The organism is Streptomyces sp. NBC_01506 (assembly GCF_045040295.1).
Taxonomy (GTDB): Bacteria; Actinomycetota; Actinomycetes; order Streptomycetales; family Streptomycetaceae; genus Streptomyces.
Map to the genome: position 1 here is coordinate 5,542,882 of NZ_CP109422.1, position 17,896 is coordinate 5,560,777.

The following is a 17,896-nucleotide window of genomic DNA, read 5'->3' on the forward strand; positions in this document are numbered from 1 at the left end:
CGTCGGCCCCTGGCGAACGACCTGCCCAGGAGCAGGAATTCGCGCCAGAACTTGCTCGCGCATTTCCACCAGAACACTTCCGGGGCTGTCGCCCCGATGCGAGGCTATACCCGGAACTCACCCAACGCAGTCACTTCAACGCATTGCGTGAGCATGGAGATTGAGCGACAAGGACTCCCGATGCCCCCCATGACGCGTAGCGCAACTCCCACCCCACCACCACCCACCGCAGTCGACATACGGGACGGCGGCGACACCGTCCGCCTCAGCATCTCGTTCCGCCCCCACACCCGCCGCGTCGCGCATCTGCGCTGCATCACCGGCACGCTCCTGCGGGAGGGCGGCATCGACCAGGACGCGGTCGAGATCGCGCAGCTCCTCGTCAGCGAGATCGTTACCAATGCCGTGGTGCACGGCCGTACCGACCGTGTCCGGTTCTCGATTTCGTACGACCGGAGCAGCGATGTGCTGATCGAAGTCGATGACGGCCGCTCCGTACCGATCGAGGTCCGTAACCCGGAAGCCGACGACGAGACGGGCCGGGGAATACTGCTCGTCGCCGCGCTGGCTCGCGCGTGGGGCCGGCGTGGGACCTGTACCTGGTGCACCGTCGCCGCGCGGGAGGTGCGCGCCTCGTGACTCCCAACCGCCACCGCCCCATCGACTTCGCGACCATCTCCCGCACGGTCACCGAGGCCCTTGTCTTCCAACTGCCCTTACCCGAGCGCACCTGGGTGGACGTCACCGCGCTCAAGCTGCGCGGGCATCTGCAACTCCTGCTGTGCGCGTACGACGGGGACGCCGACGCCCCGCGAGTACTCGCGCTGCACAGGGACGCCTACCGACTGCTCGCCCTCTGCGACAGCTTCGACGCGACCACTCCGTCTCTGCACGCGTACGAGCTGATGCGCGCGCTGGCCGAGACCACGCGCTCGTTCGCCGACCTCCACAAGGAAAAGGAATCGGATCAGTGAGCAACGCCAAAGCCCAAGCCCTCTACCTCATCTCGGTCACCGCTGTCGGCGGCTCGATCATCGCGGCCCTGTGGCGCGGTTGCTGAACGGCGCTGCGAGCCGCGCCGATTCACCTTCGCTCCGCGATCGCGAGGGTGATGGTGAGGCCGCATTCCGTAGTTCCGAGATCCGCCCGCCGTACTCACCTGAGGGGAATCTCATGACCGGAGTCAATTTCGCCTGGCTGGAGATCACCGGCAAGTGCCAATTGGAATGTGCCCACTGCTACGCGGACTCCGGACCTCGCGGCACCCATGGAACGATGGAGTCCGACGACTGGCGCCGAGTGATCGAGCAGCTCGCCTCCGCAGGCGCGACCATGGTTCAGTTCATCGGTGGGGAGCCGATGCTTCACCCCGAGTTGTCGGCTCTCATTGAGTGGGCGCTTCACTGCGGTCTCCGAGTGGAAGTGTTCTCCAACCTCGTGCACGTGCCGGCCGGCATGTGGCCCGTCCTGGAGCGGCCCGGCGTGTCATTGGCCACCAGCTACTACTCGGACGACTCGGCGGAGCACGCCGCCATTACCGGGCGACCGAGCTACGCACGAACGAGAGCCGATATCGCTGAGGCCGTCCGCCGAAGCATCCCCATCCGGGCAGGGATCATCGATTTACAGCCGGGGCAGCGGGTGGTCGGCGCCCACAGTGAGCTCACCGATCTCGGTATCCGTAACGTCGGCACGGACCGATTGCGTCAGGTCGGGCGGGGAGTACGCGAGCGGGAGCCGGACACGTCGCAGCTATGCGGCCGTTGTATGTCCGGAGTGATCGCCGTATCCCCGGACGGTGCGGTGTGGCCCTGCGTTTTCTCCCGATGGCTGCCTGTCGGGAACGTGCTCGACAGGGAACTTGTCGATATTCTGTCGAGCCCGGAGGCCCGGCAGACACGGGCCGATCTGGAGGCGGACTTCGCCACACGGAAGCCTGCGACAGCCGGTATGGGCAAAGGAAAAGGCGACGGCGAAGGCGAGGGTGAGGAGCTGTGCGATCCGCGATGCGGGCCGTCGTGCGGGCCGGCCTGTAACCCCTCGTGCTGGCCGACGGGGGCAGGCCCCTGCTCTCCCAACGGCGGCTGCCGGCCGAATTACGACTAGCTAGGAGCTCCGTGTTCGTCGACCGGGTGTTCGTACCGGATGCGCTGGCCCCCGACCGTACCGAGCGGGGGCAGTGGCCGTTCAACGTGCCCGCTGTTGCCCAACTTCTCAAGGACGGGCTCACCTTCACTCACCCGGTCACCTTCCTGGTCGGGGACAACGGCTCGGGGAAGTCCACCCTGGTGGAGGCGATCGCCGAGAGTTTCAAGCTTGATGCGTCCGGCGGACGGCTGGCACGGCTCCGAGGACGGCCCGATCCGACCAAGACACCTCTGGGAGAGGTACTGCGCGCCGATACCACCCGCGCGGGTGCTCGGATGCTCGCCGGGCCCCGCCGGGCCAAGAAGGGGTTCTTCCTCCGGGCGGAGACGGCGTTCGACATGACCGAGAACCTGGGTGGCGTGCCTGGCTACTGGGCCGAGGACACCAGTGCCATGAGCCATGGCGAGGGTTTTCTCACCATGTTCCGGGCCATGTTCGATGCCCCGGGGTTCTACGTGATGGACGAGCCGGAGGCAGCGCTTTCCTTTACCTCCTGCCTTCAACTCGTCGGTCTGATGCACCAGTTGGGTCAGTCCGGCGCGCAGGTGATCTGTGCCACCCATTCGCCCGTCCTCGCCGGCACCCCCGGCGCCGACATTGTCGAGGTCGGCGACGAGGGATTCGGACGGGTGAAGTGGGGAGAGCTGGAACTGGTCGACCATTGGCGCCGATACCTGCACAGTCCAGACGCCTATCTGCGCCACATCGTCCAATGAACGCCACGGAATCGGGTGCCACGGACCCTGGAGAACCGGGCGCCACAGGACCTCATGTCACGGAGCAGGCCGAAGTCGCCGAGCCGGCCGAGGCCGACCGTCGATTCCGTGTCTGGATGCGGGGAAATCTGGACCACGCCGCCGCGCATTTCGGTCTCGCTCTCGCAGGCCGTCCGGTGTTCGGCTGGCGTGACCGTTCCATCAGCGCACTCGCGGAACGACGACGCGGACGTTACTGGCTACGCGTTGTGTCGGAACAGACCCAGTGGGCGCAGGGCCACGGCTGGACGGGAAACGTCGACGCCAACGACGTACACGGGGTGCCGAAACCGCGCGTGCTCGACGTGCACGAGTGGGCTGAAGGTGAGTGGCGCCGCCAGCGCGCCGAGGTGATGACGTTCGTGCCCGGCACACCGTGTTCGCCCACCGATACCGCCCGGCCGGGCCTTGACCCCTCCGAGGGCTGGTGGCAGGGCCTCAACGACGCTCTCCGTGTCCTCGCCGACACCCCCACCGAGCGCGTAAGCACCGATCAGGCCAAAGTCGACCGGCGCGTCCGGGCCGCCTTCGGCCCTGATGCCGAAATCGGGATTCAGCGTTGGGAGACCGTGCACGGCGATCTGCACTGGGCCAATCTCCTTACCCCCTTGGCCATCCTCGACTGGGAACTGTGGGGCTCGGGCCCTGCCGGTACGGACGCCGCCACGCTCTACTGCTACAGCCTGACCGCCCCCGAACTCGCCGAGAAGGTCGTTCGCCACTTCCCTGTGCTCGACACTCCCGATGGGCGCAGCGCACAGCTCTACGTCGCCGCCCGCCTGCTGCACCGCGCGGAACTCGGTGATCACCCCGAACTCGTGGCACCTGTCCGAACCCTGTCTTCGAAACTCCTGCACATGCCCGCCGACTAGGACTTGTCCGGTCGATCATGTGACTATTCCCGGCCCAGGTCGTTGATGTGGACATGGGGCGGGGTGATCTGAGTGATGCTGAGTGGGAACGGCTGCGGCCGTTCCTGCCGGTCAGCAACGGGCGTTGTGGCAGGTGGCGGGACCATCGGCAGGTGATCGACGGGATCCTGCACCGGGTCCGGACCGGTGTTCAGTGGCGTGACCTGCCCGAACGGTTCGGCCCGTGGAAGACCGTCTATGAACGGCACCGGCTGTGGTCGGGCGACGGGACATGGGAGCGTCTGCTCCAGCAGGTCCAGGCCGCCGCCGACGCGGCGGGTGAAATTGACTGGGACATCTCGGTCGACTCCACCATCGTGCGGGCGCATCAGCACGCGGCCGGCGCCCGCACCGACCCGCCGCCGGCACTCGTCTTAAAGGGGGGCGAAGTTCCAGAACACCAGGGCGAAACCGCGTGGCAGAGTCTGCACGCCCGCCTGGTGGAGGTGGTGCGGGAGGTGAGGGCCTGGGCCGCTCACGCGGCGGGTTCACCACCAAGATTCACCTGAGCGCGGACGGTTACTGCCGCCCGCTGTCCCTGATCGTCACCCCAGGTCAGCGGGCGGACTGCACTCAGTTCAAACCGGTGCTCGAGAAGATCCGCGTCCCGAAGTCCGGCCCGGGCAGGCCCCGCAGGAAGCCGGACAGCGTCGCGGCGGACAGGGCCTACAGCAACGGCCCCTGCCGCGAGTATCTGCGGCGCCGGGGTATCCGGCACACGATCCCGGAGAAGACCGACAGCCAGGCCGCCCGCCTGCGCAAAGGCTCACGTGGCGGAAGGCCACCGGGCTTCGACGAAGAGCGGTACAAGAAACGCAACACCGTCGAACGGGCCATCAACCGGCTGAAGCAGCACCGGGCGGTCGCCACGCGCTACGACAAACGCCGTTACGTCTACCTCGGCACCGCAACCGCCGCCGCCCTCACCATCTGGCTCCGAACATGATCGACCGGACAAGTCCTAGGCGCTGTCATCTCTGTCACCGCTGTCGGCGGCTCGATCATCGCGGCCCTGTGGCGCGGTTGCTGAACGGCAGGAAGTTCGACGGATCGTCCAGCCACGGGCGAGTGCCCCCGTCCCGGTCCACGCTCAGGCCGAACCGGTCGAGGTCGGGCCGTCCGTTCTCGATCCACCAGGTGAGGGCCCGCTCCACTTCGTTCCAGAGGTGGCGGGGGCCCGACTGGTACACGGTGGCGTGCGGCGTATCGGCGGCGAAGACGACGGCCGCCCATGAGCGGCTGAGGAAGTCGAAGAACCATGCCTTGGCGCCACCCGCTTCGCCCGATCCGTCCGAAGCGCCCATGTTGACGGCATGGGCGCACTCGGGCACGCACAGGCCCGTGACGAAGTACGACGTGTCGTAACGATCGCCAAGATCCGCCAGGGTGAACGGAGTTCGGGACACCTGGGCGTCGCCGGGGAACGCCTGGACGTGCTCGCGGAACAGGTCCCAGTCGAGGCGTTGATCCCGTAGCTTCATGAACTCGACCATGCGCAGGAAGGGCCCGGCGGCCCGGCCGTCCTCGTTCACGGTCAGCCGGACCAACGCGTCCTGGTTGCTGTAGTGGGTGCCCCAGGGGGCGAGGATGATCCCGCCCGGCCGCGTCTGCTCCAGCCACGCCGCCGGAAGGCGCCGTACGCCTGCCGTGACGATCACGCGGTCGTACGGTGCCCCGGCCGGCCAGCCGTCGGCGCCTTCCCCCACGACCACGCGCGGGTTGAGTTCGGCACGGGCCAACGCGTCCGAGGCGCGCGCCGCGACTGTGGCGTCGATCTCGACGCTGACCACCTGGTCGCTGCCGAGACGATGGGCGAGAAGTCCGGCGTTCCAGCCGGTACCGGTGCCCACTTCGAGCACCCGCGTACCGTCGCTCACGTCCAGGTCCCGCAGCATGGACACGACGACCGACGGCATACTCGCGGAACTGGTCCCCACGGTCCCCGGCCGGGTGCCGGTGTGCTGCCCGTCGTCCCACTGGGTGACCAACGGGATGTCCCTGTAAGCGGCAAGTTCCCAGCCGCCGGGGTCGTCGCTCCTGGACAGGGGCTCACTGCGGCCGGTCGCCATGTCGTACGCCCAGAAGAGATCGGGCAGGAACCGCGATCGCGGTACGGCCCTGAGTGTTGCCGCCCATTCGGGCGGCAGGATCCCCATGTCGAGGAGTTGCCGCGCCAGTTCATCACCGGCACGGCTCTCCCTGTCGGACCCGAGTGTCACTTTCGGTGCTGCCCATCACCGTCCGGTGATCCACCGTCCGGAGGCGGCGGTGGGGGCGGAGTCCAGGGCTGACCCGGCAGATTGTCTTTCTCGTCGTCCCCGTTATCGCTGTTCCAGCACGTCGGCCCAACTCTCATCAGTGTCTCCCCCGCGTCTTCGAACGATGTCGAGTGAGCGACAGCTATGTCAGCTCACTTGTCAGTGAAGCAGTCCGCGACCGCCGAGTTGAGGCATTGGCGAACTCTCGCCACAGCACCGCACCACCCCGCGCCAGAAGGTCTAGAAGGTGAAGACGATCTTGCCCCGGGCATGGCCCGTCTCGCTCAGCTCGTGCGCCGCCCTCCCCTCCTCGATGGTGAAGGTGGCCGCGAGCGGCACGGTGAAGCGGCCCTGTTCGGCGAGGGCGGCGGCCTCGGCCAGGCCGTGCGTCGCCGTCGGGTCCGCTCCGGGGCCCGCCGAGCGGGACAGGTGGACCCCGTACTTCTCCGCCCCCATGTCGGCGATGGTCACCACCCGGTCCGGGCTTCCGGCGAGGTTCACCAGATCGGGCAGCGAGCCGGATCCGGCGAAGTCCAGGACGGCGTCGACTCCGCCCGGTGCCAGCGCGGTGACCCGCTCGGCCAAGCCGGGGCCGTAGGTGGTCGGTGTCGCGCCCAGGCCCGTGACGAACTCGTGGTTGCGGGCGCCGGCGGTACCGATGACGGTCGCGCCGCGTGCCACCGCGAGCTGGATGGCGACCGTGCCCGCGCCGCCGGCCGCGCCCTCGATGAGCAGGGTCATGCCGGGGCCCACCTTCAGCCGGTCGAGGACACGCGTGGCGGTCTCGACGTTCCCGGCGGCGCCGCCGGCCTGCTCCCAGCTCAGCGCGTCCGGCTTCGGCGCCCAGTGCGCCAGGACGGCGTACTCGGCGGTCGCGCCGCCGTGCTTCGCGAGGTCGACCAGGCCGAAGACCGCGTCACCCGGCCGTACGTCGAAGACCCCGGCGCCGACCTCGTCGACCACACCCGCGGCGTCCACACCGAGCACATGGGGCAGGCGCAGCGGGATCATGTCGCGGAAGCGGCCCGAGCGCGTGTACCAGTCGGCGGGAGTGATGCCCGAGGCCCGTACGGCCACCCGGATCTGGCCCGGTCCGGGGTGCGGTTCGGGCACATCGGCGACCTCGAGAACGTCTGCGGGACCGTATGCGGAGAATTGGAGTGCTTTCATGGTTCGGACGCTAACGGAACACCCCGTCCGTTTAGCTAAAGTGAGAGCGGTGACGAACCAATTGCCTCACTCCCCGCGCTCCGACGCCCGGGACAACCGGGAGCGCATCCTCGCCGTGGCCCGTACGACGTTCGCCGAGCACGGGCTGGACGTGGCGATGCGCGAGATCGCGCGGCGCGCAGGGGTCGGCCCCGCGACCGTCTACCGGCACTTTCCGACCAAGGAGGCGCTGGTCACCGAGGTCTTCACCGAGCAGATGGCGACCTGCACCGCCCTCGTGGACGAGGGGCTGGCCGATCCGGACCCCTGGCGCGGCTTCTGCCGGGTGATCGAGACAGCCTGCGAGATGCACGCGCGGGACCGGGGTTTCGCCGCCGCGTTCGTCGCGGCCTTCCCGCACGCGGTCGACTTCGCCACGAACCGGGACCAGGCACTGGCCGATCTCGCCGAACTCGCCCGCCGGGCCAAGGCGGCGGGCAAGCTGCGCCCGGACTTCGTCCTGGAGGACCTGGTCATGGTGCTCATGGCCAACACCGGTATCCGGACCACCTCGCCGGCCGCGGCGGCGGCGGCCTCCCGCCGTTTCGCCGCGCTGCTTCTCCAGGGCATGCGGGCCGAGCCGGCGGCCGTCCCGCCGCTGCCCCCGGCGGTTCGGATGCCGCTGAGGGTGATGTTCTAGCGGACTCTCAGGGGCAGGGGCACTGCTGCCGTCCGGAGCCGGCTCCGGCTTCGAGCGGCGTTCGAGGCGCATCTTGACGCGACAGGCCCTGAAGGCCATGGTCATGTGACGCTGTGTATTCGTACGACTGCGGAGGCGATCATGTCGCTACTCTTCTTCGGCAAGGACCCCGACACCGATGGCGATGAATGTCCAACGGTGTGGGTGGACGACCAGAATGCCGATCTCGTACTCCAGGGATGGAAGGCCGACAGCCGAACTGAGGCAGAGTGCCTGACGGTTGGCCGTATCCCGGAGACTGAGGCGGTCATCCGTATTCCGGCACGGTTGGTGCCGCTCATCAGAGAGGCATGTGATGCCGCAGAACGTACCGAGCTTCGCTGAGATGCTGAGCGACTGCCGACGGTCCGCCGTGCACCTGGAGATGCGCGACGTGTACGGCATCGCCGCCGAGGCGGCGGAGTTCGAGGCGTGGCGGGGCGGCGACGACAGCAGTCGGCATGACCGATCGGGGCGGCGGCGGGGCTGGTTGAGTCTCGTAAGGGAGACAGTTGGCCGCGGGGTAGCGGTACGGCGTGCCCGAATCGTGTCGGAGCCGGTATCCGAGTACATCCGATTCGAGTACGAGGGGACGGCGCTGAACATCGAGGCCGGGGAGTCGGTTCGCTGGCTGCCACGACGGCAGGCGTCGGACATCACGCTGCCCGGCAATGACTTCTGGCTGTTCGACGGCCGGACCGTGCGGTTCAATCACTTCACCGGTGACGGGGCGTCCGCGGGGCCCGAGGTCACCGACGAAGCCGCAGTGGTGGCGCTCTGCGCTTCGGCGTTCGAGGCGGTGTGGCAACGAGGGATCCCGCACGACGACTTCACAACCTGACTTTCGGATCTCTGGACCTCCGTTCGTGCACACCTCACCGTCCTCCAGCGCACAGGCCGCGCGCGCGGCGCTGGCAGCACGTCTGCGAGAACTGCGGCTCGATGCCGGGTTGAGCGGCCGCGACGTAGCCACGCTGTGCGGCTGGCACCCGGCCAAGTCCTCACGTCTGGAGAACGCGAAGACGGGGCCTTCGGACGACGACATCCGAGCCTGGTGCCGCGCCTGTGGCGCGGAGGACCAGGCGGTCGATCTGGTGACCGCGAACCGTACGGCCGTGTCCATGTACGTCGAGTGGAAGCGGCTGCAACGCACGGGGCTTCGCAGGCTCCAGGAGTCGTACGTACCGTTGTACGAGCGGACACGACACTTCCGCGTCTACTCCTCCCGGGTTGTACCAGGTGTGCTCCAGACCGAGGAGTACGCCCGCGCCCTGCTGGCCAACATCGCCGCGTTCCGGGGGCTGCCCGACGATTCGGCCGAGGCCGCGGCGGCGCGCGTCGCGCGCTCTCATGTGGTCCGGGAGGGCGGGCGGCGCTTCGCTCTGATCATGGAAGAGGACGTGCTCCACTTCCGCTACGGCGGCGCCGTCGCCATGTCCACCCAACTTGCCCATCTGCTTGCCGTCATGGCGCTGCCGTCCGTCTCCTTGGGGGTCATTCCACGCACGGCCACCCGTGGCATGTGGGGACAAGAGACCTTCACCATGTTCGATGACGAGCGGGTGCACGTGGAGCTGTTGACCGCGAAGGTCACCGTGACGCAGCCCAGTGAAATCGCCACGTACGCAAGGGCGTTCGCCGAACTGGCCAAGATGGCCGTGTACGGCGACGATGCGCGGGCGCTGGTCCGAGCGGCGATCGGCACTCTCCAGTGATTCGTCTGCAATCGTCTGCAACTTCCTGGCCGTTGGCGTTCAGCCGCTTCTAGCCTCAAGAACACAACTCACAGGAGGAGATTGTCATGGGTGGACAGCACGGCGGAGGCACCGGTGACGGACAGGGCGGAAGCCAGCAGGACGACTCCAACAGCGGTGCCGGGCACGGCGGAGGCGGCTCCGACGAGGGCGGAAACACCAGCGACGGCTCCGGCCCGGCTACCGGTAAGCAGAGGAGCGATGACCACGCGTAAGGAGGAGGCGGGTCCCCAGGGGCTCGCCTCCGCGCTCGTCCGGGCGGACGCGCTGACGGACGACTGACTGCCCGCCTTCGAAGCTGTGCCCCGGGAGTTGTTCATCCCTGAACGGATCTGGCCCGGCATCGCCGACGGGACCCGCCAGAAGGCTCTGGTTTCCCGCGACGAGGATCCCGGGGCGTGGCGGGCGGCGGTGTACTCCGACATTCCTCTGACGACGCAGTGGGACGACGGACAGCATCGGGGCGACGGTCTCGGCACCCAGCCCACCAGCTCCAACTCCATGCCCCGCATGGTGTTCGCGATGCTCGCGGACCTCGGGGTACGTGACGGGGACCGGGTGCTCGAGATCGGCACGGGTACCGGGTGGAACGCAGGGCTGCTCGCGCATCGCCTCGGCGACGCGAACGTCGTCAGCGTCGAGTACGACCCCGACATCGCCCGGACGGCCCGCGAGAACCTGCGCCGCGCCCGGCTGAGTCCCCTGGTCGTGGTCGGCGACGGCCGGCTCGGGCATGCCGGGGGCGCTCCGTACACGCGGACCATCGCCACCTGCTCGGTCGGGGAGGTGCCGTACTCCTGGATCCGCCGGACGGCGGACGGTGGAATGGTCGTCGCTCCCTGGGGAACCACGTACGGCGGTGAGGCGATCGCCCGACTGACCGTCGTCGGCGGCGGGGTGGCGAGCGGCACGTTCACGCGCCCTTCCGCGTTCATGCGACTGCGGCAACAACGCACCCACCGGCCCCCGTTCGAGGCATATCTGAGAGGGAAGCCGTGGCCCGCCGACGGGGAGCGAGGCACCACGTCCCTCTCTCCCGCCGAAACCGGTAGCTGGCTCGCGCAGTTCGTCATCGGGCTTCGGGTGCCCGCCGCGTTCTGGCGGGCGGAGAGGTATGAGGGCGGCGCGTACACGCTGTGGCTCTACGGTGCCGACACCGCGTCCTGGGCCAGCGCCGACCATGTGCCGGGCGACACGGAGTTCGAGGTCGTGCAGTGCGGGCCCCGCAGGCTGTGGGACGAGGTCGAGCGGGCTTACGGATGGTGGGAGCGCCACGACCGGCCCGGCTTCGAGCGTTTCGGACTGACGGTCAGTGAGGCCGGACAGCGCGTCTGGCTCGACGATCCGGGTGACTCCTGGGCCGTCTGAGCCCGGCACGGCGACCAAGGCCCGGGTTCGACGGAGGGGTTTGCGCCGGCCGGGCGGTGGCGTTCGGCGCCCGGCCCCGTGCGATCGGCGTCGTGTCTCACCGTGCCCGTGCGGGCTCACAGAGTGCCCGAACCATGCCCGAATAGCCCGCAAACGTCGCTTGGCGCATTTCATGCCGTCGAACACGGTCGTTCATGGGTCCCACGGGGGTCGTTTGCCGTTCGGATGGTGCGCCGGGCCATGTCGGCCAAAACGTGAGAAAGGCCGGATTGGCACTGAGTCAGGCGGACACGGGGTGTAGTCATCGCAGCAAACGATCCACAAACGACCCCGGTGCGGTGCTGCAACGAGAGCGGGAAATCGTCACTGTGGAGGAGCGCCTGCCGCCGGTATGGCGAGTTCCGGTTCCGTTGACCTATCTGAGAGCACCGATCAGTTCTGACCATGTTGACAGTTGACAGATGTCTCATTCGAGAGGGCTGTACAGGCGCATGAGTGGCTATTTCACCACGGAATTCCATGAACGTCTCAGGGCCCAGGTCCGCGCATTCGCCGAGGCCGAGGTCCGTCCCCGAATACCCGAGATGGAGGCGTCCAAGGCCGTCCAGCACGAGCTGTCACAGCTCATCGCCTGGCAGGGCTGGCTGGGCGTCACCATCGATCCCGCGTACGGCGGCATGGGCGCCGGACACGTTGCCAAGACCGTCATTATTGAAGAGTTGTCGCGGGTCAGTGGAGCCATGGGTGCCATGGTGCAGGCATCCCAGCTCGGCGTCGCGAAGATCATTCACTTCGGCAGCGACAGTCAGAAGAAGACCTGGCTCCCGGAGATCGCGGCCGGCGGCTGTCTGCCGACCATCGCCGTGACCGAGGCGGGCTCGGGAGGCCACGTACTGGGCATGGAGGCGACCGCCCACCGCGACGGTGACGACTACATCCTCAACGGATCCAAGGTGTTCGTCGGCAACTCGCACGTCGGCGATCTGCACGGCGTCGTCGTGCGCACCGGGCCGGGCAGCAAGGGCCTCTCCGCCTTCCTGGTGGAGGCGGACCGCCCCGGCTTCTCGCTGGCCCCGCACCGGCCCGCCATGGGGCTGCACGGCTTCTCCTTCGGCGAGCTGATCTTCGACAACTGCCGGGTGCCCGCGGCCAATCTGCTGGGCGACGAGGGCGACGGGCTGCCCGTCGCGTACTCGTCGAGCGTCCTCTACGGGCGGGCCAACCTCACCGCCGTCGCGCTGGGCATCCACCGGGCGATCCTGGAGGAGACGGTCGCGTTCGCCACCGCCCGCCATCGCTACGGCGCGCCGCTGTCCGAACTCCCCACGATCAAGCAGAAGTTGGGGAAGATGCAGTCGGCGTTCATGACGGCGCGGCTGACGGCGTATCACGCGGTGCATCTGCTCGACCAAGGGCTCACGTGCGACGCCGAGTTGATGAACGCCAAGATGGTGAACGTCGAGTCGGCGATGGACTCCGCCCGTACCGCCATGGAGGTCCACGCGGCCATCGGCCTCTCGGCGGACCGCCCCATCGAGCGCTACACGCGCGACGCGTTCCACATCTTCGCCCCGGCCGGCACGTCCGACATCCAGCTCCAGCGGCTGGCGGAGACGGCGCTGGGCACCGCGAAGGGCGACTGGTCACGCAGACTGGCCGCCCACGCGGGTGCGGGCGCGGGAGTGGGCGTGGGAGCCGCTGTCGGCTGAACCGGGCTTCGGCGGGCGGGCGGGCGTTGTACGTACACACGTACGTACAACGCCCGCCCGGCGAGCCGGTCGCCGGACACACGGTTCAGCGCGGGCCGCCACCCGTGCGCTGGTAGATCATCCGCATCAGCTCGTCGCGGCTCTCCTTGATGAGCTGAAGGGTGTCGCGGCCCGTCTCCTTGCCACGCGGGTCCGTACCCACGAAGCAGACCGTGCCCAGCACCGTGTCCGTGCGCTCGTCGATGAGCGGGGCGCCCGCGTACGTACGGATACCGATCAGGTCCACCACCTCGTTCGAGGCGAACCGCGGATACGCGTACACGTCCGGAAGTACCAGCGCCTTACGGCGGTTGAGCACGTCCGGGCAGTACCCGTGATCCCGGGACATGATCCGGCTCACCTCGGGGGCGCCGCCCGTCTCCGGACCGCCCGCGCCCGACTGGGGGGCGGACGGCGTGTGCAGACCGGCGAAGAACTGGTGGCCGGTGATGAAGTTGACCATCGCGTACGGCGCGCCCGCCGCCTGCGCGAGCTGTGTCGCGAACGCGTCGAACTCGGCGTCGGGCATGTCCCCGATACCCAGTTCACGCAGCCGGGCCTCGCGCCCCGCCAAGTCCGCGTCGGGCGCGGGGAGATGCAGGCCCGCTTCGGTGTCGTACGTCATGAGGTGGCTCCCAGATCGCTGGAGTGCTGAAGGGGTGGTGCGGCGGGCGGGGCCTGGACGGCCCGCTCCCGCGCGCGGCGGAGCGAGACCGCGTGCGCGTAACTGACGAGTGAGACCAGTACGTGCTTCGCCGACGCCGGGTCACGCGCGTCGCAGAGCAACACCGGTACGTCAGACCTGAGTTCGAGCGCTTCGCGGACCTCTTCCGAGCTGTAGCGGTAGGCGTCGTCCGCGTCGAACTCGTTGACGGCGACGACGAAGGGCACCTCGCGGCTCTCGAAGTACTCGACGGCCGCGAAGCAGTCCAGCAGCCGTCGGGTGTCGGCCAGGACGACCGCGCCGATGGCGCCCAGCGACAGATCGTCCCAGGTGAACCAGAACCGCTGCTGTCCCGGGGTGCCGAACAGCAGCAGCACCATGTTCTGCTTCTGGAGCGTGATCCGGCCGAAGTCCAGGGCGACCGTGGTGGTGGCCTTGTTCTCTATGCCCTCCAGCCGATCGGTGCCCGTGCCGCTGCTCGCCGACGTCAGGGTCTCTTCCGTGGACAGCGGCTTGATCTCGCTGACCGATCCGATCATGGTCGTCTTGCCGACGCCGAAGCCGCCGCCGACCACGATCTTCAGCGCGATGGGATCGTCAGACGACATAGGTTCGTAGCCCCTCAAGAACTGCCTCCAGCAGATTCGGGTCTTTCGGGTCGGCCGTTCTCGTGGGCATCGCCATGATCAGCGCACCGGCGTCCAGCAGGTCGGAGAGCAGGATCTTGGCCACCTGGACCGGCTGGCCCAAGGTGGCGGCGACCTCCGCGACCGACCGCGCCTCGCCGCGGCACAGCGCGAGAGCGTGCGCCGCCTCCGGACTGAGGTAGCCCTCCGGTGCCGTGGCCCGTGCCTTGAGGAGGGACGACAGACTCATCTCGTTCGTGGGCCGCGTTCGCCCACCCGTCAGGGCGTACGGACGAACCTCGTGCTCGTCGTCGTCCACCCAGGGGGTGCCGTCTAAAGCCGCCATGATCAGTGCACCCGGTCGTCGATGGAGGATTGCCGCAGCCGCGGGGGCGTACTGAGGTGTTCGGGCACGCTCTTGACGAGCTGCCCCATCTCGAAACCGACGGCACCGAGATCGGCGCTGTCGGAGGCCAGGACACCCAGCACGGCCCCCGGGCCGGCCATGGACACGAAAAGCAGCCCGTTGTCGTGCTCGACCACCACCTGCCTGACCCTGCCGTCGGCGGGACCCTTGATGTCACGGACGCCGCCGGCCAGGGAGCACAGCGCGGTGCTGATCGCGCTCAGCTTGTCCGCCGAGTCGATGCTCAGACCGTAGGAATGCTTGCGCACTCCGTCACTGGAAGCCAGGACGGCGCCTTCGGTACCCGGCACGCGCCTGATGAAATCGGCCATCAACCAGTCCAGATCGGGCTGCTGGGCCGAAAAACCTTCGTTTGGCAAGAGAGTGACTCCGTAAGTGGTTGGGCGACCGCCGCGGGCAGCGTCAGCGTCAGCTCGTCTGGTCGGGGGGCCCCTGGGGGCCGTCTTCCGAGCTGGCGAGCCTGATGCCCGAGGCGAAACGAGCCATCAGATCCGGATTCGGGGCGACGACCTCCCGGTCGGCGTCGGCGAGCCGCGGGAACTCCGGTCCGCGGTACGTCTCGCTCCGCCGGGGGAGGATAGGCCGACGACCGGGGGAAGCGGTGGCGTCGCTGGGGGGTGAGGTCTGGGTGGATCGGGGGACCTCGGGGGGTGTGACGTCGGCAGAGCCGGTGGTGGAGCGGCCGGCACTGGATTGGCCGGAGTCGGGGTAGGCGGTGGCGGAGGGCCGGCCGCCGCCGGTGTGACCGGCGTTCGGGAGCGGGCTGGGGCTGGTGCTCTGGCTCGGGCCCTGGCTCTGGTGGGAGCCGCTGTGGGCCGTCGCGTTGAGGCCGCCGTTGAGGCCACCGTTCAGACCGCCTGCGTGTCCGCCGCCGGTGTGGCCGTTGCTCGCGCCGTACGCGGTGGGCTGCCGCTGGGGGAGCGGGACCTCACCGGTGGTGGACCCGGACCCGGACCCGGCAGAAGCCGTCGCCGTCGCGGCGGCTGCCGCCGCCGCGTGCGCCGTGGGCGAGCCGATGCGGCGTACGGGCGTCGACGTCTCACCGTGCGTCCCGCGACCGCCGCGGGAGGCGCGGGCGCCGGCCTCGGCGGGCAGGGGGCTGCGGTGGTCGGACGTCGACTGGGGGACCTGGTACGGCTGTTGGTACGGGGACTGCTGGGGTATCTGGCCCGGTACCTGGTTCGGTACCTGGCCCGGCGCCTGCTGCGGGTGGGACTGCGGGTGGGACTGGGGGTGCGACTGCGGATGCGTCCACGCCGCGCCCGACGAGGGCTCGGGGGACGGCTCCGTACGCTGCGCGTGCTCCGCCCGCCGCTCCTGCTCCGCGTCCGGCGCCGGCGCCTGCCGCTGGACGGGCGGCGGCGGGGCGGCGTCGAGCAGCGCGCTCGGCAGGACGACGATGGCCTGCGTGCCGCCGTAGATGTTGCGGCGCAGCGCGACGTCGATGTCGTGCCTGCGCGCGATCTGCGCCACCACGAACAGACCGATCCGGCCGTCCTCCAACTGCTCGCGGATGTCGAACTGGTCCGGCCTGGTGAGCAGCCGGTTCATCCGCTCCAGCTTGTCGGGCGCCATCGGCAGCCCGCGGTCGTCGATCTCGATCGCGAGACCGGCCGGGACGCGCTCGGCGCGCAGCGTCACCTGGGTCTCCGGGGCGGAGAACCGGGCCGCGTTCTCGACGAGTTCGGCCAGCAGATGGATGACCTCGGCCGCCGCGTAGCCGGGCAGCGTGCCCTCGGGCGGCTGGATGACACGTACACGCGCGTACTGCTCGATCTCGGCGACCCCCTGGCGCAGCACCGTGGGCAGCGGGACGGGCTTGTTGATACGGCGGGGGACCGCGCCGCCCATCACGGCCAGGCTCTCCACCTGGCGGCGGAACTGGGTGACGAGGTGGTCGACGCCGAACAGACCGCCGAGCAGGTCCGGGTCCTCGACCTCGCTCTCCAGATCGTCCAGCCGGGCCAGCGCGCGGTTGACCAGCGCGTGCAGGCGCTGGGCGATGTTGACGAACACGTCCACCTGCTGGCGCGCGCCCGCCTCGGCGACGGCGGCCAGCGCCTGGTGCTGCGCCAGGCGCAGGGTGTGCTCGAGATCCGCGAACGGATTGCCCTGGCCGACCGCCGGGGGCGCCGTGTCCGGGAGCTGGGGCCGCTCGCCGCGGCTGATCTGCTCCAGCAGTTGGGCGATGCTCCGCTGGCCCTCGGTGGTCACGGACTCGAACCGCTCGACCCACTGGCGGGCGGAGGTGGCGTTCGTGACCCGCTGCTCGTGCACGGCGGTGGAGACGGTGGCGGCCTTACGGGTGGCGGCGACCGTCGCGACCAGGGCGAGGACGGCGGCGGCGCCGATGACGGACCAGGTCGCCACGTCGTTCCCGACGAAGTGCCACATGGCCGCCGCGCCGGCGCCGAGCACCACGATCGAGGCCACCGGCAGCAGGACGAGAAAACGGATCCGCGAACGCAGACCCTTCTCGGTGGCCAGATTCCGGTTGGCCTTGGCGGGAGCCTGGGCGTGGCCCTGGGCCGTGTTCCCGGGGTTCTGGGTGTGCCGAGCGGAACGACCGCGCCGCCGACCGTTGCGACGGTCGGCGGGGGCGGCGTGCGGAGAGAGTTCAGGCATAAATGTCCTCGGTACGACGGGGACCGGCGGATGAAGGTGAAGGGGCCGCGCTTCGGTGCCGGCTTGGGGCTCCTGGGGCGTGGGCCGTTGAGGCGTATGCCGTCGGGGCGAATGCCGATATGGCGTGGGCCGATGTGGCGAGTGCCGGTGTGGCGTGTGCCGTTCGGGCGCGTGCCGTCGGGGTGGGGGCCGCGGGCTCACCGTCCCGGCCGCCGCCCTCGGGAGCTGCCGCGTCAGCCGGCCGATACATCCGGGCCGGCGGAGCGGGCATGAGGGAGCGGACCATGGGTTTAAGGAGCCTTCACAGACGGGCAGTTGGAACGGGACAGGCACATGCCAGCGTCATTAAGAGCCATATCAAGCTTGGTGCGTGGGCGCGTTCGCCGCCACGGCCGGAAGGGGTCGTTCAACGGTCGCTTGATCCCAGGGGCTTCACAATGTGAACCACGCAAAAGCGGCTATTGGCCCGAACGCAGAGAGTGCGTGCGCGGGGCATCACTGAGATACGACCGCCAAACGATCGATTTCGCGGTACGCGGCGATCGGTATGAGGGTCGCTCATGACGAGAACTTGAGCATGGCTTGAGGAACAACCTCTCAAAGCGCGCATCGTCATCCTCAACCCAACTCTGCCCAGTGGCAAGGCACTTCAATCCTGCGGGATCTTCACAACGCGGAGAACTGGTGAGTGCGACGGTGAATATCCGTCAGTGACGCTTGATTT

The 17,896-nt window shown here is 68.9% G+C and carries 20 protein-coding genes; 13 read left to right on the forward strand and 7 right to left on the reverse strand.

Annotated features, from left to right (window positions below):
- Nucleotides 1-189: 189 nt before the first annotated feature.
- The 6 genes from OG329_RS24565 (at nucleotide 190) to OG329_RS24590 (ending at nucleotide 4,760) form a co-directional block, all read left to right on the forward strand.
- Complete coding sequence (locus OG329_RS24565; RefSeq protein ID WP_405798107.1) at nucleotides 190-639, forward strand: ATP-binding protein; 450 nt, start codon at nucleotides 190-192, stop codon at nucleotides 637-639.
- Nucleotides 636-974, forward strand: coding sequence for a hypothetical protein (locus OG329_RS24570; protein ID WP_405798108.1), 339 nt, complete (start codon nucleotides 636-638; stop codon nucleotides 972-974). The genes OG329_RS24565 and OG329_RS24570 overlap by 4 nt, the downstream gene beginning before the upstream one ends.
- A 199-nt stretch (nucleotides 975-1,173) precedes the next feature.
- Nucleotides 1,174-2,106 carry a radical SAM/SPASM domain-containing protein gene (locus OG329_RS24575; protein ID WP_405798110.1) on the forward strand — a complete coding sequence of 311 codons (933 nt, stop codon included), beginning with the start codon at nucleotides 1,174-1,176 and terminating at the stop codon, nucleotides 2,104-2,106.
- Between the two features lie 11 nt (nucleotides 2,107-2,117).
- A complete protein-coding gene (locus OG329_RS24580; RefSeq protein WP_405798111.1) occupies nucleotides 2,118-2,864 on the forward strand; it encodes an AAA family ATPase in 747 nt (248 codons plus the stop codon).
- Between the two features lie 248 nt (nucleotides 2,865-3,112).
- A complete protein-coding gene (locus OG329_RS24585) occupies nucleotides 3,113-3,775 on the forward strand; it encodes a phosphotransferase (protein ID WP_405798113.1) in 663 nt (220 codons plus the stop codon).
- 53 nt (nucleotides 3,776-3,828) lie between these two features.
- A protein-coding gene (locus tag OG329_RS24590; protein WP_405798114.1) for an IS5 family transposase occupies nucleotides 3,829-4,760 on the forward strand; the annotation gives its coding sequence in 2 pieces (ribosomal slippage) (nucleotides 3,829-4,242 and nucleotides 4,245-4,760; 930 coding nt in all).
- A 55-nt stretch (nucleotides 4,761-4,815) separates the two neighbouring features.
- On the opposite strand, the gene OG329_RS24595 is transcribed toward OG329_RS24590, so the two are convergent.
- Together OG329_RS24595 and OG329_RS24600 are read right to left on the reverse strand one after the other, a co-directional pair.
- A complete protein-coding gene (locus tag OG329_RS24595) occupies nucleotides 4,816-6,033 on the reverse strand; it encodes a methyltransferase domain-containing protein (protein WP_405798115.1) in 1,218 nt (405 codons plus the stop codon).
- Between the two features lie 279 nt (nucleotides 6,034-6,312).
- On the reverse strand, nucleotides 6,313-7,242 hold the full coding sequence (locus OG329_RS24600) for an NADP-dependent oxidoreductase (RefSeq protein WP_405798117.1): 930 nt from the start codon (nucleotides 7,240-7,242) through the stop codon (nucleotides 6,313-6,315).
- Nucleotides 7,243-7,291: 49 nt separating this feature from the next.
- On the opposite strand from OG329_RS24600, the gene OG329_RS24605 reads away from it, so the two are divergent.
- The 7 genes from OG329_RS24605 to OG329_RS24635 all read left to right on the forward strand — a co-directional run bounded on the left by OG329_RS24605 (nucleotide 7,292) and on the right by OG329_RS24635 (nucleotide 12,791).
- Nucleotides 7,292-7,921, forward strand: a complete 630-nt coding sequence (locus OG329_RS24605; RefSeq protein ID WP_405798118.1) for a TetR/AcrR family transcriptional regulator — start codon at nucleotides 7,292-7,294, stop codon at nucleotides 7,919-7,921.
- 141 nt (nucleotides 7,922-8,062) lie between these two features.
- Nucleotides 8,063-8,305: a hypothetical protein gene (locus tag OG329_RS24610; protein ID WP_405798120.1), complete on the forward strand. Its 243-nt coding sequence runs from the start codon at nucleotides 8,063-8,065 to the stop codon at nucleotides 8,303-8,305.
- Complete coding sequence (locus tag OG329_RS24615; protein WP_405798122.1) at nucleotides 8,277-8,801, forward strand: DUF6879 family protein; 525 nt, start codon at nucleotides 8,277-8,279, stop codon at nucleotides 8,799-8,801. The genes OG329_RS24610 and OG329_RS24615 overlap by 29 nt, the downstream gene beginning before the upstream one ends.
- Before the next feature lie 25 nt (nucleotides 8,802-8,826).
- A complete protein-coding gene (locus OG329_RS24620) occupies nucleotides 8,827-9,675 on the forward strand; it encodes a helix-turn-helix domain-containing protein (protein ID WP_405798124.1) in 849 nt (282 codons plus the stop codon).
- A gap of 86 nt (nucleotides 9,676-9,761) precedes the next feature.
- Entirely contained in the window at nucleotides 9,762-9,929 is a 168-nt protein-coding gene (locus OG329_RS24625; RefSeq protein WP_405798126.1) for a hypothetical protein, read from the forward strand.
- Nucleotides 9,930-10,026: 97 nt separating this feature from the next.
- Nucleotides 10,027-11,082, forward strand: a complete 1,056-nt coding sequence (locus OG329_RS24630; RefSeq protein ID WP_405798127.1) for a methyltransferase domain-containing protein — start codon at nucleotides 10,027-10,029, stop codon at nucleotides 11,080-11,082.
- Nucleotides 11,083-11,573: 491 nt separating this feature from the next.
- Complete coding sequence (locus tag OG329_RS24635; protein ID WP_405798129.1) at nucleotides 11,574-12,791, forward strand: acyl-CoA dehydrogenase family protein; 1,218 nt, start codon at nucleotides 11,574-11,576, stop codon at nucleotides 12,789-12,791.
- Between the two features lie 85 nt (nucleotides 12,792-12,876).
- Here the strand turns inward: OG329_RS24635 and OG329_RS24640 are convergent, their stop codons facing one another.
- The 5 genes from OG329_RS24640 to OG329_RS24660 all read right to left on the reverse strand — a co-directional run bounded on the left by OG329_RS24640 (nucleotide 12,877) and on the right by OG329_RS24660 (nucleotide 17,172).
- Entirely contained in the window at nucleotides 12,877-13,455 is a 579-nt protein-coding gene (locus tag OG329_RS24640; protein WP_405798131.1) for a GAF domain-containing protein, read from the reverse strand.
- Complete coding sequence (locus OG329_RS24645; RefSeq protein ID WP_405798133.1) at nucleotides 13,452-14,102, reverse strand: GTP-binding protein; 651 nt, start codon at nucleotides 14,100-14,102, stop codon at nucleotides 13,452-13,454. The genes OG329_RS24640 and OG329_RS24645 overlap by 4 nt, the downstream gene beginning before the upstream one ends.
- Nucleotides 14,092-14,466, reverse strand: coding sequence for a DUF742 domain-containing protein (locus tag OG329_RS24650; protein WP_405798134.1), 375 nt, complete (start codon nucleotides 14,464-14,466; stop codon nucleotides 14,092-14,094). Before OG329_RS24650 ends, OG329_RS24645 begins: the two co-directional genes overlap by 11 nt.
- A 2-nt stretch (nucleotides 14,467-14,468) precedes the next feature.
- A complete protein-coding gene (locus tag OG329_RS24655) occupies nucleotides 14,469-14,858 on the reverse strand; it encodes a roadblock/LC7 domain-containing protein (RefSeq protein WP_381797194.1) in 390 nt (129 codons plus the stop codon).
- 97 nt (nucleotides 14,859-14,955) lie between these two features.
- The gene (locus OG329_RS24660) at nucleotides 14,956-17,172 is read right to left on the reverse strand and encodes an ATP-binding protein (protein ID WP_405798136.1); all 2,217 of its coding nucleotides are present in this window, start codon (nucleotides 17,170-17,172) and stop codon (nucleotides 14,956-14,958) included.
- Nucleotides 17,173-17,896: the final 724 nt, after the last annotated feature.

Excerpts from the sequence above, each read along its gene's own strand:
- OG329_RS24565 (WP_405798107.1), top strand. The coding sequence starts at position 190 with ATGACGCGTAGCGCAACTCCCACCCCACCACCACCCACCGCAGTCGAC.
- OG329_RS24575 (WP_405798110.1), top strand. The coding sequence starts at position 1,174 with ATGACCGGAGTCAATTTCGCCTGGCTGGAGATCACCGGCAAGTGCCAA.
- OG329_RS24600 (WP_405798117.1), bottom strand. The coding sequence starts at position 7,242 with ATGAAAGCACTCCAATTCTCCGCATACGGTCCCGCAGACGTTCTCGAG.
- OG329_RS24610 (WP_405798120.1), top strand. The coding sequence starts at position 8,063 with ATGTCGCTACTCTTCTTCGGCAAGGACCCCGACACCGATGGCGATGAA.
- OG329_RS24615 (WP_405798122.1), top strand. The coding sequence starts at position 8,277 with ATGCCGCAGAACGTACCGAGCTTCGCTGAGATGCTGAGCGACTGCCGA.
- OG329_RS24625 (WP_405798126.1), top strand. The coding sequence starts at position 9,762 with ATGGGTGGACAGCACGGCGGAGGCACCGGTGACGGACAGGGCGGAAGC.
- OG329_RS24635 (WP_405798129.1), top strand. The coding sequence starts at position 11,574 with ATGAGTGGCTATTTCACCACGGAATTCCATGAACGTCTCAGGGCCCAG.
- OG329_RS24640 (WP_405798131.1), bottom strand. The coding sequence starts at position 13,455 with ATGACGTACGACACCGAAGCGGGCCTGCATCTCCCCGCGCCCGACGCG.
- OG329_RS24645 (WP_405798133.1), bottom strand. The coding sequence starts at position 14,102 with ATGTCGTCTGACGATCCCATCGCGCTGAAGATCGTGGTCGGCGGCGGC.
- OG329_RS24650 (WP_405798134.1), bottom strand. The coding sequence starts at position 14,466 with ATGGCGGCTTTAGACGGCACCCCCTGGGTGGACGACGACGAGCACGAG.
- OG329_RS24655 (WP_381797194.1), bottom strand. The coding sequence starts at position 14,858 with ATGGCCGATTTCATCAGGCGCGTGCCGGGTACCGAAGGCGCCGTCCTG.
- OG329_RS24660 (WP_405798136.1), bottom strand. The coding sequence starts at position 17,172 with ATGCCTGAACTCTCTCCGCACGCCGCCCCCGCCGACCGTCGCAACGGT.